The organism is Marinilabilia sp. (genome assembly GCF_016278715.1).
Taxonomy (GTDB): domain Bacteria; phylum Bacteroidota; class Bacteroidia; order Bacteroidales; family Marinilabiliaceae; genus Marinilabilia.
Map to the genome: position 1 here is coordinate 1 of NZ_JADQBH010000013.1, position 15,300 is coordinate 15,300.

Annotated in this window: 11 protein-coding genes; 8 read left to right on the forward strand and 3 right to left on the reverse strand. The window is 42.6% G+C overall.

The annotated features are described in order from the left end of the window. Positions 1-202: 202 nt before the first annotated feature. Both QZZ43_RS00840 and QZZ43_RS00845 read right to left on the reverse strand, forming a co-directional pair. Positions 203-1,612, reverse strand: a complete 1,410-nt coding sequence (locus QZZ43_RS00840; RefSeq protein ID WP_291855073.1) for a bifunctional class I SAM-dependent methyltransferase/glycosyltransferase family 2 protein — start codon at positions 1,610-1,612, stop codon at positions 203-205. A gap of 1 nt (position 1,613) precedes the next feature. Next, on the reverse strand, positions 1,614-3,293 hold the full coding sequence (locus tag QZZ43_RS00845; protein WP_291855077.1) for a hypothetical protein: 1,680 nt from the start codon (positions 3,291-3,293) through the stop codon (positions 1,614-1,616). A gap of 676 nt (positions 3,294-3,969) precedes the next feature. Here QZZ43_RS00845 and QZZ43_RS00850 point away from each other — a divergent pair. From QZZ43_RS00850 to QZZ43_RS00865, 4 genes are all read left to right on the forward strand, one after another. Further along, complete coding sequence (locus tag QZZ43_RS00850; RefSeq protein ID WP_291855080.1) at positions 3,970-5,100, forward strand: hypothetical protein; 1,131 nt, start codon at positions 3,970-3,972, stop codon at positions 5,098-5,100. 21 nt (positions 5,101-5,121) lie between these two features. Beyond that, a complete protein-coding gene (locus QZZ43_RS00855; protein ID WP_291855082.1) occupies positions 5,122-6,348 on the forward strand; it encodes a glycine betaine/L-proline ABC transporter ATP-binding protein in 1,227 nt (408 codons plus the stop codon). Positions 6,349-6,350: 2 nt separating this feature from the next. Beyond that, positions 6,351-7,223 (forward strand): proline/glycine betaine ABC transporter permease, encoded by an 873-nt coding sequence (locus tag QZZ43_RS00860; protein ID WP_291855085.1) that lies wholly within the window; start codon positions 6,351-6,353, stop codon positions 7,221-7,223. A gap of 90 nt (positions 7,224-7,313) precedes the next feature. Next, a complete protein-coding gene (locus tag QZZ43_RS00865) occupies positions 7,314-8,174 on the forward strand; it encodes a glycine betaine ABC transporter substrate-binding protein (protein ID WP_291855087.1) in 861 nt (286 codons plus the stop codon). Positions 8,175-8,255: 81 nt separating this feature from the next. Here QZZ43_RS00865 and carB read toward each other — a convergent pair whose 3' ends face one another. After that, on the reverse strand, positions 8,256-11,480 hold the full coding sequence (carB, locus tag QZZ43_RS00870; protein WP_291855089.1) for a carbamoyl-phosphate synthase (glutamine-hydrolyzing) large subunit: 3,225 nt from the start codon (positions 11,478-11,480) through the stop codon (positions 8,256-8,258). Positions 11,481-11,844: 364 nt separating this feature from the next. On the opposite strand from carB, the gene QZZ43_RS00875 reads away from it, so the two are divergent. The 4 genes from QZZ43_RS00875 to QZZ43_RS00890 all read left to right on the forward strand — a co-directional run. Next, positions 11,845-12,324, forward strand: coding sequence for an ArgR family transcriptional regulator (locus QZZ43_RS00875; RefSeq protein ID WP_291855093.1), 480 nt, complete (start codon positions 11,845-11,847; stop codon positions 12,322-12,324). A 22-nt stretch (positions 12,325-12,346) separates the two neighbouring features. Next, positions 12,347-13,048, forward strand: coding sequence for a GNAT family N-acetyltransferase (locus tag QZZ43_RS00880; RefSeq protein ID WP_291855096.1), 702 nt, complete (start codon positions 12,347-12,349; stop codon positions 13,046-13,048). Positions 13,049-13,068: 20 nt separating this feature from the next. Continuing rightward, entirely contained in the window at positions 13,069-14,277 is a 1,209-nt protein-coding gene (locus QZZ43_RS00885; RefSeq protein WP_291855099.1) for an argininosuccinate synthase domain-containing protein, read from the forward strand. Between the two features lie 191 nt (positions 14,278-14,468). Then, the coding region (locus QZZ43_RS00890) for an Asd/ArgC dimerization domain-containing protein (protein ID WP_291855102.1) at positions 14,469-15,300 on the forward strand (832 nt) is incomplete at its 3' end.

Sequence of the window (15,300 nt, forward strand, 5' to 3'; positions counted from 1 at the left end):
CGTGTCCAACTGTGAATGGATCAAACGACCCGGGAAAAAGTGCTGTTTTTTGCATGTTTCTTGATTTTCCAATTCAATTTTTAACGGGACTGCTATAAAACCCCCACTTTAACGGGATGAATTTATGCTGTAAAAATCCTAAAAAATAGTCAGATCACCAATTTCCAAACATTGTTTAATGGTTTTATTTAAACATAGGTGTTTACCTGAACTTAATTTTCCCTGCAGCAAAGGCTGCCATTCTGAGGAGGATGAGCCCGTGAGAGAACCGGCTGATGTTCGTGTTTCCGTATTTTCGTTCCTGATACCTGATGGGCAGGTCAATAATTTTTAAATTTAATTTGTATGCCCCAAACAGCAGGTCGAAATCGCCAAAAGGATCAAATTCTCCAAAAAAAGCTCGGTTGTCGGAAAGTCTCTGATAGTCGGACTTGTACATGACCTTGGTTCCGCACAATGAATCTTTTATTGGTTGCTCAAGCAGCCATGAAAAAAGAATGCTGAAGAAGTAATTGCCTACTGTATTAATTGGTCGCATGGCATTCTTTTCCATGGGATAAACCAGTCGCACGCCATTTATGAAATCTCCTTTTCTGCCGGTTAATGCATTGTAAAACCGGGGGAGGTCTTCGGGCTGCACGGTCAGGTCGGCATCCAGAATCATGAGTATATCCCCGGAAGCTTCTCTGAATCCGGCTCTCACTGCATCTCCTTTTCCTTTTCCGTGCTGTTGAAGAATTTTTATATGATGACTGGAACTATATTTTTGCTGCATTTCCTGAATAACAGCCCAGGTATTATCGGTGGAATTACCTTCAACGAAAATGATCTCTACCTTTTTTCCGAAATGGGGAATGCGCAGAATGGCATCCTCAATGTTTCCGGCTTCGTTTCGCGCCGGAATGATGATGCTTGTTGTTGCTTCCGTTTCGGGAGGAACACAGTCAGGGAAAGGACGTGCAAAAAGAAAACTGTTAAGAGACAGGTGTCTTACAATGGGAAGTCTGGAGATAATTCGGTTAAAAAACCATGATATTCCTGGTATATAAAAGGGAATCAGCATGTTTTTGTTGACCCTGTATGTTTCGAACCCGGCGAGGTAGAGCAGGTTTTTCAGGTCATTGGTGGACAACCAGTTTTGAAGCGGGGATTTTCTTTTTAGATGAAGTGTTTCTGCAAGACGCAAAACGGGTTCCCACAATCGGTTGTAATAGGTTACAATAATTCTGGTGCTTGTATGACTTACTTTGGTGAGTTCGTGAAAAGCTTTTTCCACATCAGGTAAAACTCCGACAAGATTGGAGAGAATGATGGTATCATATTTTCCCGGTAAATTTATTTCTTCAGCCCGCATGGTGTGAAAATGAATGTGGTGGTACCGGCTTTGTGCGGTTTTTATCATTTCGGGACTAAAATCAATTCCGGTTTTATTGGTCGCTTGGAGATTGTTTAACAGTTCTCCTGTGGCACAGCCAATTTCTAATACTTTGTGTTGCCGGGGAATGAAATAGTTACAAAACCTGGTGATGCTCTCCCAGTAATACGACTTTTTACGCCTGTATATAGGCCATGTTTCAGCTGCTTTATTATAATATTCAAGAATGTGGTTCATCTTATTTTTGCTGGGGTTTCGCTTCGTTTAAATTCGGATTGTTTTTCAGGAAATTATTGTAATCGATTTCAAATAGCCATGCTTTCTCATCACTGCCAATTTGTTTTTTCAGAATAAAAGCGTTGGGATATTTCTTTGATATCGCCGACATATATCGATGGATGGTGTTGATTACCTGCCCGGATTTTATTCGTGGGTTTTTGCGCAGGGATGCCACCATAATATGGGTCACATCTCTTTGGTAAAGCTTCATCAATAAAGTGTCGGGGCTTTCTGAGTCGATGGTGTAAATGCCATAAAACTGTTTTCCTCCGGAATGCAACCTGGCCATGTTGGGTTTTCGGCAGGCAACAAATGCTTCATCAGGTAACCCCTTGGCGACATATTCCGACATTTTGAGGTAATTCTGCCAGTCCGGTGTATAGCCGTAAAGCTTCTCCCCTTTGATGTTTCTGAAAACGGAAGAAAAATCAGTTTGTCTGATGGTTTGAGCGGCGGAAAGAACGATGGCCGCAGAAATCAGAAATAAGGAGAGGCGTTGCAACCATCTGCGCTCTTTGCTTTTCGCAAGGTCGAGTATGGTCTCCAGAAAGAAAATCAGAATCAGTGGGAAGAAGGGGATGATTAATCTTACCTGATCCCATAGTGGCTGAAGGGCAAAAAAAGTAAGTCCGACTGATAATGCGATATAAATTCCCGTGAAAAATATAAACTGATGGTTCTTTTTGTAAAATCGAATAAGGCCCCAAAAGAAGAATAAATAAAGAACAATTGCAGGAAACGCGGGTTTTGTAAGCGACATGGCGGGTTTAAATCCGGTTAGAATGAAGAAGTGTTTGGATAAATATATTTTTGAGTTTTCCCAAAATCTCAGAAAGAATCCCGGGAGCGTTTCCATCCCCTGGCTTTTATCATAAGGGTGCTTTTGAAGTAGTGTGGTTAACTGATCACCACTTGAAGCTCCACCTTCGGTGAAGAAATTTAACAGAAGAAAATAGGCGAATATAAAGGCGATTACAAAAAGTGTTGTGAACAACAGGGCTCGTTTTTGCTTTTGTATGGCGAAATAGAGAATTACTGCGGGGGTGGCAACAAAGGCAACTGTTCGGGTCAGATACAACGATACCAAGAAAAGCGCCAGTATAGCTGTTTGAATAATTTTTATTCGGTGCTGTTTTTGCCATTCGATGGTGGGGAACAGATACAGCAGAAAGCCTCCCTGCAAGGCCAAGAAAAATGCTTCGGAATAGGTTTGGCTGGCAAAGTAAAGAAAATGATGGTTGACAACGAGAATGAAAATAGTGGCGGTAAGGGAAAGGGTTGAGATTCTTTTTGAATATGTTTTCCACAACAGAATGAGGGATAAACTCATAAATACCCAGGAAGATAGTTTTAGAGCAACCATGCTTAGGCCCAGAATTGCTACAAATCCTGCAAGAACTGCAGGATACAAAGGCCCCTGGAACCGGGGAAACCGACCCTCTTCCAGCAGCTGCAAGGCGCGGATGATGTAGGCGCTGTCGTCGCCACCTTCGCTAATTCGCAGATTGAATGTGAGAAAACTTAGTAAAAGATAGATCACTACAGTGGCAATGACAATCGTATTGTTATTTTTATTTAAGTAAGAATTGTATTGCTTTAATGGAGAATTCTTCTGCTTTTCGTGTCCTTTTCTTTTCATGACGGGTTGGTTTGTCCTTTAGTTTGGGGATTCAAAAATAACAAGTTCAGTGAATTATCCTTCGCCTAAGCGGTGCTTTTTTATTTTTTCCTGGACTTTTGTTTGATCTGAACCTCCAGGTTCTATATAAAAGAAGAAAAACAGGTTCTATAGAAACTATTTGGTTATGTATATATAAAGCCATATATTTGCAGCTGTTTTTTCAGCCAGTTCAGGTTAATAGTCCCTTAAAGTTTCGTTGGCACAGAATCCAATAATGTTTTAAAATAATAAAACAGAATTATTGGTTTGATAAATGATGATTTGTCAAGCCAAATTCGTTTTGCCCGGCGGAAAGATTAGTGTTGACTATTACGTATTACGGATTTAAATGGTTTATTTAATAGACTTTTTAAATTGATGAACGTTCTGGCAGGAAATTGGGGGAGTGCTGTTACACTGACAGGATATCCATGAAGTTGTTTTTCTTTAAAATATGTTGCATACGGACTTTTTGTCCGGTTTATTTAGCCCAAATATTTTTAAAGAATATTTCTGGCCCCGACAGCTACTATGCTGTGTCTAAGTCGGTGTACACCCGGGTCTTTTTCCTGTTTTGATAAGTTTATGAAATGGATGGTTCAGTTTAGAATAATCAGAAAATAGTTTAATCTAAAAATTTAAACGATTGAAAATTATGAAGAAAGTATTATTTACGATTTTTGCCGTAGCAGGACTTCTAACCCATGGGGCGTTGCAAGCCCAGGAAGCCCAGGAAGATTATGTGAAGTTTGGAGGGGCAGTTCGTTACAATATTCATGATAAGAGTTGGAATGATGATAAAACTGATCCCCAGTTTACCTGGGATACCTGGCGCCTGAATGTGGATGCCCGAACTGCCGGAGTCGATCTCAGTTTTGAGTATCGTTTTTATCCTGATGGTGGATATCACATGATGCATCATGGTTGGCTTGGATATGGCTTGACTGATGATTTATATATGAAAATCGGAGCAAGTCAGGTGCCTTTTGGTATTACATCATTTGCTTCGCATTCATGGTGGTTCCAGATTCCTTATTATGTAGGTCTTGAGGACGACTATGATATGGGTCTCAAGTTCGACTATACAGGTATTGAAAACCTTGAATTGAATTTTGCCTATTTTCATCAACCTGAGCCTGCCGGAACTCCCGGTTATTTCTCCCGGTACTCTTATGATATTACCGGAACTGCTGATGGAACTGCTTCTATGAGAGAGGGACGTCAGTTTAATGTGAGAGCAGCCTACAACCTAACCGAAGGTGTTGAGGTAGGTGTGTCCGGGCAATTTGGAAAAACACTTTATGGTGAGAACTTCGAAGAGTCTGAGTCTTCAAATGCTTATGCAGCTCATGTAGTTGCTGATTTTGGAGGATTTAATTTTAAAGGCGAATATATTTCCTATGATTTCGGTGCCAAAGATGCTGCAGGAAATGATGCTGATGTAATTCAAATGGCTGCATATAATGCACCATATAATGTTGCTTCAAAAGCAAATATCTGGGTAGCAGGTCTGGCTTATACTATTCCTGTAGATTTCGGTCCTATCTCCAGCATTCAGCCCTATGTTGATTATTCTGTAATTGCAAAGGATGCTGAAGGTTTTGAAAATAGTGAACACCTGGTTCCGGGAATGTTGATTACAGCTGGTAGCATTTATACCTATGTTGATTATGCTATGGGTAAAAACAATGCCTGGTTAGGTTCATGGACTAATGGACTCGCCGCAGGTAGCCCCGATGCAGAATGGGAAAGCCGTTTCAACATCAATATTGGCTACTATTTCTAAAAAAACTATAATCTCAAATTAATGAGCAAAATCGAAGTCAAAGATCTGTACCTGATATTTGGGTCAAAGCACAAACAGGCGCTCCAACTTGTAAAAAAGGGGGTGAGCAAAGATAAAGTGCTTGAAAAAACCAAATGTACAGTTGCGGTAAAAGATGCCAATTTTTCAATTGAGCAAGGCGAGATATTTGTGGTGATGGGACTTTCCGGTAGCGGAAAGTCCTCACTCATTCGCTGTTTTAACCGTTTGAATGAACCTACTTCCGGCTCCATTCTGTTAGATGGAAAGGATGTTGTTAAGATGAATGATGAGCAGCTTCGGCAGTTGCGAAGAACTGAAATGTCTATGGTTTTCCAGCATTTTGGATTGCTTCCCCACCGTTCTGTTCTTGCTAACACGGCCTTTGGTCTTGAGATTCAGGGCGTGTCTGAGGCGGAGAGTTATGAGAAGGCTCGTGAAATGATTAAAACCGTTGGACTTGAAGGTTATGAAGATATGATGACCGGAGAGTTAAGTGGCGGGATGCAACAACGTGTAGGATTGGCCCGTGCACTTACTACCAATCCGGAGATACTGTTGATGGATGAGGCTTTTAGTGCACTCGACCCATTGATTCGGACCAATATGCAGGACGAATTGATTGAGCTGCAGCGAAAGTTGAAAAAGACTATTGTCTTTATTACACACGACCTGGATGAAGCTCTGAAACTTGGTGACCGGATAGCTATTCTCAAAGACGGAATGATAGTTCAGATTGGAACGCCTGAAGAAATTTTGGTAAAACCGGCTGACGATTACGTTCGTGCTTTTGTTGAGAATGTTGACCGCAGTAAAATTGTTACTGCATTTAGTCTGATGTTTAAGAATACCGGAAAACTGATACTTGAGAAGGATGGCCCCTCATTGGCCCTTCGTCGTATGCGTGAAATGGGCGTTAACAGGTTGCCTGTTGTTGATCGTGAAAATGTTTTTCTGGGTTTTGTGAGAGATAGCGAGGTGGTGGAACTGAAGAAAAAGGACGACCGTGATTTGAGTAAAATTCTGATCTCTGATGTTATGCCTAAGGTTTCACCCGATACACCTGCGGCCGATTTGTTGCCGCTGTTTATTGATAAGCAGTTGCCTCTTCCGGTGGTTGATGATGAAGGGAAATTACTTGGTGTGGCAGTCCATTCCTCTGTAATTGCCGAAGTTACCGGGCGTGATCGAGAAGAAATAATCGAAATTAAAAACAGCGGAGGCCTATAATTATGAAAAAATTAGATCTTGGAACATACATAGAAGACGCCATTGATTTTATTACTGACCATGCAGGGCCGGCTTTGGACGGTGTTGCCTTGGTTATTGAGGGGATTGTGGATGGACTTCAAAATGCTTTATTGTCCTCCCCTCAATGGCTGGTAATGCTAGTTATGGCCATTATTGCATATTACGTTCAGTCCGGAGGTCTTAAGGCTGCGATGTCAAAAAAAGGGTTTAAAAAGGCTATTGGATTGGCTGTGTTTACAGTTATTGGTCTTTTTCTCTTGTCGTGGATGGATTACTGGGAGGAAACCATGCAAACACTTGCGTTGGTGCTGGCTTCAGCATTTCTGGCATTGGTAATCGGAATACCTGTAGGAATTTGGGCTGCCCGTAATTCCAAAGCCGACCAGGTTATCAGACCTGTGCTGGACTTTATGCAGACCATGCCGGCTTTTGTTTATCTGATTCCGGCTATTTTGTTCTTTTCGGTAGGTAACGTTCCGGGAGTGGTAGCAACCGTCGTGTTCTCGCTGCCTCCTGCTGTGCGTCTTACAAGCCTTGGTATCCGTGGGGTCCCCGAAGAGGTGGTTGAAGCCGCTCAATCTTTTGGAAGTACCAAAAGACAATTGCTATTTAAAGTTCAGATCCCTTTGGCTATGCCAACGATTCTCGCAGGTGTTAATCAGGTGATTATGCTGGCTTTGTCAATGGTGGTTATTGCTTCTATGGTAGGTGCTGCAGGTCTGGGAGAACGTGTTTACTCAGGAATCCTTCAGGCGAAAGTAGGTCTTGGTTTTGAAGCAGGACTTGGCATTGTGATTCTGGCCATTATTTTGGACAGGGTAACTCAGGCTCTTGGAGGACTTGGAAGAAAGTAATAAAAGTATTATATTCAGCATTTTAACGAGTGCAGAGTTTATGATTGTTGATTTATTTTCGACATTCAAACCTTAAAAACGATTATGATTATGAAAAGCAAAATTGCAAAAATTTTAAATTTGACTGTTGTTGCAGCTATTTTATTGGCTGTAGCTTCATGTGCAGGCAAAAGCGAGAAAAAAGAAATTTTTATCCCATATCCAAATTGGTCTGAGGGAATAGCCATGACCCATCTGGCAAAAGCTGTTCTGGACCAGAAGGGATACGATGTGGACATTAAGCCCATTGAGCCCGGTCCTATTTATGCTTCTCTGTCAAAGGGTGATGCTGATGTATTTCTGGATGCATGGCTGCCTTATACCCATGCCGAATACTGGGAACGCTTTGGTGATAAAATTGACCATATCGGAACTGCTTTCGAAAACGGTACTACCGGATTGGTTGTTCCTTCGTATGTGACCATCAGTTCCATTGAAGAGATGAATGATCATGTTGACGAATTTGATGGTGAGATTATTGGTATTGGCAGTGGTGCCGGTGTTCATAAGAATACCCTGAAAGCTATTGAGGAGTATGGGCTGGATTTCGAGCAGATAACTTCTTCTGGTACGGCTATGATTGCAGCTCTTGAAGGTGCGATTAACGACAAAGAGTGGATTGCCATTACCGGATGGAAACCTCATTTTAAGTGGGCACGTTTCGATATCAAATATCTTGACGATCCTAAAGGAATATATCCTACCGATGAAGTGCAAATTCTTGCTCGTAAAGGATTTACTACCGATTTTCCAGAATTGGCAACTTTCTTTGGCAACTTTAAGCTGGAAGAAGCTAAACTGTATGAGTTGGTCGATGCAGTAGAAAATGCAACGGATCCATTAGAGGGTGCAAAGCAGTTCTATCAAAACAATAAGGAAATGGTTGATGGCTGGTTTCCTGCTGCTGAATAAGTAAATACAGTATTATCTATAAAAAGACCGGGATTCGATACTTTCGAATCCCGGTCTTTTTATTGTCTTTATTCTGTTGTATTATCGGTATTCATTCCAGCTTTTTATTGAAATATCACTGATATCCATTTTGCAAAACGCATAAATAAATGCACTGGCCAATCGGGCATTAGTGATCAACGGGATATTAAAGTCAATTGCATTTCTTCGGATTCTGTAACCGTTGCGCAACTCGCCTTTACTCAGGTTCTTGGGGATGTTGACGACCAGGTCGATTTTCTTTTCCCTGATATAATCCAGCGTGTTGGGCTGTTTTTCCGGTTCATCAGGCCAGTGAAGCATGGTGCTTTTGATTCCGTTTTCTTCGAAAAATTTATGGGTTCCGGCTGTTGCGAAAATATTGTAGCCTTTTTCTGCCAGTATCTTGGCACTTTGCAGCATCTCCACCTTGCTCCGCAGAGGACCGGAAGAGATGAGAATGTTCTTCTCTGGTAATCGATATCCCACAGCCAGCATCGATTGCAAAACGGCATCGTAATAGTTATCCCCGATACATCCCACCTCGCCGGTGGAAGCCATATCAACGCCCAAAACAGGGTCTGCATTGAGCAGACGAGAGAACGAGAACTGAGGTGCCTTAATCCCTACATAATCCAGCTCAAAGATACTCTTACTGGGTCTTTCCACAGGCAGATCCAACATCACCCTGGTGGCAATGTCGATAAGGTTTATCTTCAGTACTTTTGATACAAAAGGGAAACTCCTCGAAGCCCGGAGATTACATTCGATAACTTTTATGTCATTGTCCTTCGCGAGTAACTGCATGTTGAATGGCCCTGAAATATTCAGCGCTTTGGCAATCTGACGTGCAATTCGCTTTACCCTCCTGATGGTTTCAATGTAAAGTTTCTGGGGCGGAAATACAATGGTGGCATCGCCCGAATGTACACCTGCAAACTCAATGTGCTCGGAAATGGCATACGCTATCATCTCGCCGTTTTGGGCAACTGCATCAATTTCAATCTCCTTTGCTTGTTCGATAAATTCGGAAACCACCACCGGATATTGTTTGGAAACATTGGCGGCCAGTTCCAGAAAGTGCTCCAGTTCCTCCTCATTAGACACCACATTCATGGCTGCTCCCGAAAGAACATAGGAGGGGCGCACCAATACGGGATAATCAACTTCTTCAATGAATTTGTAAATGTCTTCGATAGAGGTCAGTTCGCTCCAGCGTGGCTGGTCAATTTTTAATGTATCCAACAGGGACGAAAATTTCTGACGGTTCTCTGCGCGGTCAATATCCTCGGGAGAGGTTCCCAAAATAGGCACTGCATTTTGATGCAGTCGCATGGCCAGATTGTTGGGGATTTGTCCGCCAACCGAAACAATGACTCCTTTGGGCGCTTCCAGATCGGTAATGTCCAGCACCCGCTCCAGGGTAAGTTCATCAAAGAAAAGACGGTCGCAAACATCGTAATCGGTACTTACCGTTTCGGGGTTGTAATTGATCATCACCGAACGGTACTTTTGCTTGTTGATGGTGTCGATGGCATTTACGCTGCACCAGTCAAATTCTACACTGGAGCCGATGCGATAGGCTCCTGAGCCCAGCACTACAACCGACCTTCCGTCTTTCTCAAATTCAATGTCGTTGTATTCTCCGTTGTAGGTCAGGTACAGGTAGTTGATTTTGGCGGGAAACTCTCCGGCCATGGTGTCAATTTGCTTCACCACAGGAAGTATATTTCTTTCTTTCCGGTGGGCTCTGACCTCAAGTAGGCTATCCTCCATGGCAGAGTCATCAGGGTTGATGACAATTCTGGCAATCTGAAAATCTGAATATCCCATTTGTTTTGCTCTGCGCAGCAGTTCATCGGGCAGTGACTCCAGCGAGTTGAATTTTGCTAATTGAATTTGGAGGTCGCTGATATTCTTTAATTTGTGCAGAAACCATTTGTCGATCTTTGTAAGGTCGTGAATCTCCTCTACTGTAGAACCTTTTTGCAAAGATTCCGATATGGCGAAGATACGCTGGTCTGTGGGTTCGGCGAGTTCTGTTTCCAGAACTATGTCCTTCAAAAGCTGATTCGCCACAAAACCGTGCATGCCCTGACCAACCATTCGCAGACCTTTTTGCATGGCTTCTTCAAATGTGCGCCCAATGGCCATAATTTCTCCCACACTTTTCATGCTGGAGCCAATTTGCTTGGAAACACCGGAGAATTTATTGAGATCCCATCTTGGGATTTTACATACGATGTAGTCCAGAGCAGGCTCAAAAAAGGCAGGAGTGGTTTTGGTAACCGAGTTTTTAAGTTCGAAAAGTCCGTAACCCAGACCAAGTTTGGCGGCTACAAAAGCCAGTGGATAACCGGTTGCTTTAGATGCCAAGGCACTGGAGCGCGATAAACGGGCGTTTACCTCAATCACACGGTAATCTTCAGAGTAGGGATCCAATGCGTACTGAACGTTACATTCACCCACAACACCAATGTGGCGAATTATTTTGATGGCCAGTTCTCGTAATTTGTGATATTCCGAATTGCTCAGCGTTTGAGATGGGGCCACTACGATACTCTCGCCGGTATGAATACCGAGGGGGTCGAAGTTTTCCATATTACAAACGGTAATGCAGTTGTCGTAACTGTCGCGCACCACTTCATATTCGACCTCTTTCCATCCCTTAAGTGATTCTTCGACCAGTATCTGTTTTGAGTAAGAGAAGGCATTGTCGGCACGTTTGATGAGTTCTTTTTCGTTGTTGCAGAATCCGCTTCCCATTCCTCCCAGCGTATAAGCCGCCCGGATAATGATGGGGTATCCCATCTTGTCGGCAGCCTTAACGGCATCCTGAACCGTTGTTACGGCAACGCTTTTAGGCGTTTTTACATCAATCTCACCCAGTTTGCCGGCAAATATTTCCCTGTCTTCGGTGTTGATGATTGACTGAATAGGGGTTCCTAAAACTTCCAGATTGTATTTTTCCAGAATTCCCTGCTCAAAAAGTTGAATTCCACAGTTCAGGGCTGTCTGTCCGCCAAATGCGAGTAATATGCCTTCGGGTTTCTCTTTCTTTATAACCTGCTCAACAAAATAAGGCGTAACGGGCAAAAAGTAGATTTTGTCGGCCACTTTTTCGGAGGTCTGAACAGTGGCAATATTGGGATTGATGAGAACGGTTTCAATGCCTTCTTCCTTAAGGGCTTTCAGAGCTTGTGAGCCTGAATAGTCAAATTCTCCTGCTTCCCCGATTTTAAGGGCTCCCGAACCCAGGATAAGCGCTTTTTTGATGTCCTTCTTCATTGATTGATTGTTTTTTGGTGCGTTAATGGCAAACCTGTTTTCCGGGATGCAAAGGTACATTATTCTGCTATAAACTCAATGCTTTATTGTGGAATTTTGTATATTTTTGGAATATATGTATTTACCTCAATTCTGTTATTTGTTCTTTGAAAACACAGTGTTTCTTGTTTTGTGTGTGCTATGGGAGGTTGAACCCCGAATAAAATAATGAAAAAAAATCCTATAAATTTTTGTGGTCTATCAAAAATGAATAAATTTGCAATTATATTTGAATAATTATTCCAGTTTTAACGACCTGATAAAAACGAACTAATTGTTCCTTTTGTTGATTTAATTGCAAAAGGGCGATTTTGTTTTTTCTGATATGAAGATAAAAACACAAAGACTCAATGTAATTCGACAACTGATTTCGGACCATAAAGTGGGAAGTCAGGAAGAGTTATTGAACCTGCTGGAGCAGGAAGGATTTTCAACAACCCAGGCAACTCTTTCCCGGGATTTAAAAGCGCTTAAGGTGGCCAAGCGTCCTGATATCGAAGGGGGTTATGCTTATGTTTTACCAGAAGACAATCAGGATAAAGAGGAGGGGGAAAACGGAGAGGTTTTTCCAGTGAGTGGGTTAGAATCTATTGAATTTTCCGGAAACATGGCTGTTATAAAGACCAGGCCTGGCTTTGCCAATAGTATTGCTTCGGTTATTGATAGTCATGGCCCATACGAAGTATTGGGCACCATTGCAGGCGACGATACGATTCTGTTGATTAGTAAGGAGGGGGTTTCCCGTCCCGATGTTATAAACGCATTGTCGTTGTTTATGCCGGGACTGAAAAGGAAACTAGTGTAGAACCGGTTTTGAATATGTTTTAATGACACAACAGGAAATGAATATTGATATACAAGTTGCTTCAGAGAAGCATCTTTCTTATGTGGATACTATTCTTGAGACCATTGCCGATGCTGCCCAAATCAGAGGCACTGGTATTGCCAGGAGGAATCCCGACTATATTGAGAAGAAGATAGTGGAGGGTAAAGCAATTATTGCACTCAGTGGGGAGGAATTTGCCGGTTTCTGTTACATCGAATCCTGGGGGCACGAGAAATTTGTGGCCAATTCGGGGTTGATAGTGGTAGACAAATATAGAGGTCAGGGTCTGGCTAAGAATATCAAAAGGAAAGCTTTTGAACTTTCTCGTAAACGCTATCCTCATGCCAAGATTTTTGGTCTTACGACCGGTCTGGCAGTGATGAAGATAAATTCGGAACTTGGTTATAAGCCCGTTACGTTTTCAGAACTTACTGATGATGAGCAGTTCTGGAAAGGGTGTCAGAGTTGTGTGAACTATGATATCCTGCTTCGTACCAACCGGAAACACTGTCTTTGCACCGGAATGCTGTTCGACCCGGATCGGGATGCTAAGCCGGATCCTATACCTCCGAAGAAACTGGGTGTGTATGAAAGGTGGCTGAGGTTCAAAAGATTTGTCTTTTTGAGCGGAAACCGGAAAAAAAATAATAAGAATGGTAAACCCAATCTGCTAAAAGGATTTTTTGCAGCGTTGTTTGCCTGAAACGTTATAATCGATAAATAATGAGTAAAAAAGTAGTACTTGCCTTTAGTGGTGGATTGGACACCTCTTTTTGTGTGAAATATCTGAAAGAAGAGAAGGGACTGGATGTTTATTCTGCTATTGGAAATACCGGCGGGTTCTCGGATGTGGAGCTCGAAGCCATAGAAAAAGGAGCCCTTGATTTGGGTGTTGTAGAACATGTGAATTTGGATGTTACCGATTTGTATTATCGCAACTGCATCCGATATATGATTTATGGAAATGTTCTGAAAAATAATACCTACCCTCTTTCTGTCTCTTCAGAACGCATTTTTCAGGCCATGGCGATTGTCGAATATGCACGGAAAATAGGCGCTCAGTATATTGCGCACGGGAGCACAGGGGCAGGGAATGACCAAATCCGTTTTGATTTGACTTTTCAGATTCTTGCCCCCGAGATTGAGATTCTAACCCCAACACGTGACCTGACACTCTCCAGGGAAGACGAGATTGAATATCTGAAAAAGCGGGGAGTACAGAAAGACTGGACCAAAATGGCCTATTCTATCAATAAAGGTCTTTGGGGAACCAGTGTGGGTGGAAAAGAAACGCTTACAACTGACCAGAATCTGCCGGAATCGGCTTATCCCAGTCAGCTGCAGAAAGATGGAAGCGAAGAAATGCTTTTGACCTTTGAAAAAGGAGAGTTGACTGCCGTAAATGGCGAGAAGTTTTCCAACCGGGTGGATGCCATTCGGAAAGTGGAAGCCCTAGGAAATGCCTACGCCATTGGTCGTGATACTCATGTGGGGGATACCATTATTGGAATTAAAGGACGCGTTGGTTTTGAGGCTGCAGGTCCTTTGATGATTATCAAAGCGCATCATTTGCTCGAAAAACATACATTGACCAAATGGCAGCTTTACTGGAAAGAACAATTGGGTAACTGGTATGGAATGCTTCTGCACGAAGCCCAATATCTGGAGCCGGTAATGCGCGACATTGAGGCTTTTCTGGAGCATTCTCAGACCAATGTCTCGGGCGAGGTTATCCTGAAGTTGCATCCATACCGTTTCGAACTAGTGGGTATTCGGTCTAAACATGACCTGATGAACAGTGGATTTGGCGATTACGGTGAGATGAATAAGGAGTGGAATGCCGATGACGTGAAAGGATTCACCAAATTAATGGCCAATTACCTGAAAATTTTTAATAAGGTAAATGGCTTTGACGTGGAAACCGGCGCATAAGCTGATTCTGTGAGAAGTATGAGTCTGATCCTGGAAAAGGTGTTTTTGTCAGGGGCAAGGGGCAGGGGATTTTTGAACAGGAGTTTACTCTCTGTTATTGAAGATTCAAAAACTTCCTGCAACGAAGATGTTGGCAACAAAGTACCTTTTCAGAGTGGGCTCAATTATATTGAATAGAGAAATTGTTTACCATGATAAAAGTAGGAATAGTTGGAGGTGCAGGATATACCGCAGGTGAATTGGTGCGTATCTTACTTGGACATCCCGGTGCTGCCATTGAGTGGATTCATAGCACCAGTAATTCCGGAAAACCTCTGAGTGATGTGCACTCTGACTTACTGGGGGATACCAACCTGATTTTTTGTGATCGGATGGATTTTGAAGCTGTGGAGGTGATATTCCTTTGCATGGGGCACGGAAAATCAGTGACTTTCATGCAGGAACAAAAATTACCGTCACACCTGAAAGTGATTGATCTAAGTAATGACTTTCGGTTGAACAGGTCTGAGAATGATTTTGTATATGGTTTACCGGAAGTGAACAGAGAGAAGATAAGATCTTGTCAGTTTCTGGCCAATCCCGGTTGTTTTGCAACTTCCATACAACTGGCATTGCTTCCGCTTGCGGCAGAGCATTTTTTGAATGAGATACATGTGCACGCCATCACCGGTTCCACAGGTGCCGGTCAGGCCCCATCAGGAACAACCCATTTCAGCTGGCGAAACGGTAACGTGTCTGTCTATAAAGCTTTCGGTCATCAGCACCTGGATGAAATGAACGAGACCATGCTGGAAATGATGCCCGGTTTTGACAAACCGTTCAACTTTGTTCCTGTTAGAGGTAATTTTTCCCGTGGAATTCTGGCTTCTGTTTATTTCGATTGTGACGTTGAGGAGGCAAAGGCACAGAAGATTTTTAAAGATTTTTACAGCAGCCATCCTTTTGTGACGATTTCACCCAATCCGGTGGATATCAAACAGGTGGTTAATACCAATAAATGCTTGTTGTACGTAAAGAAATATG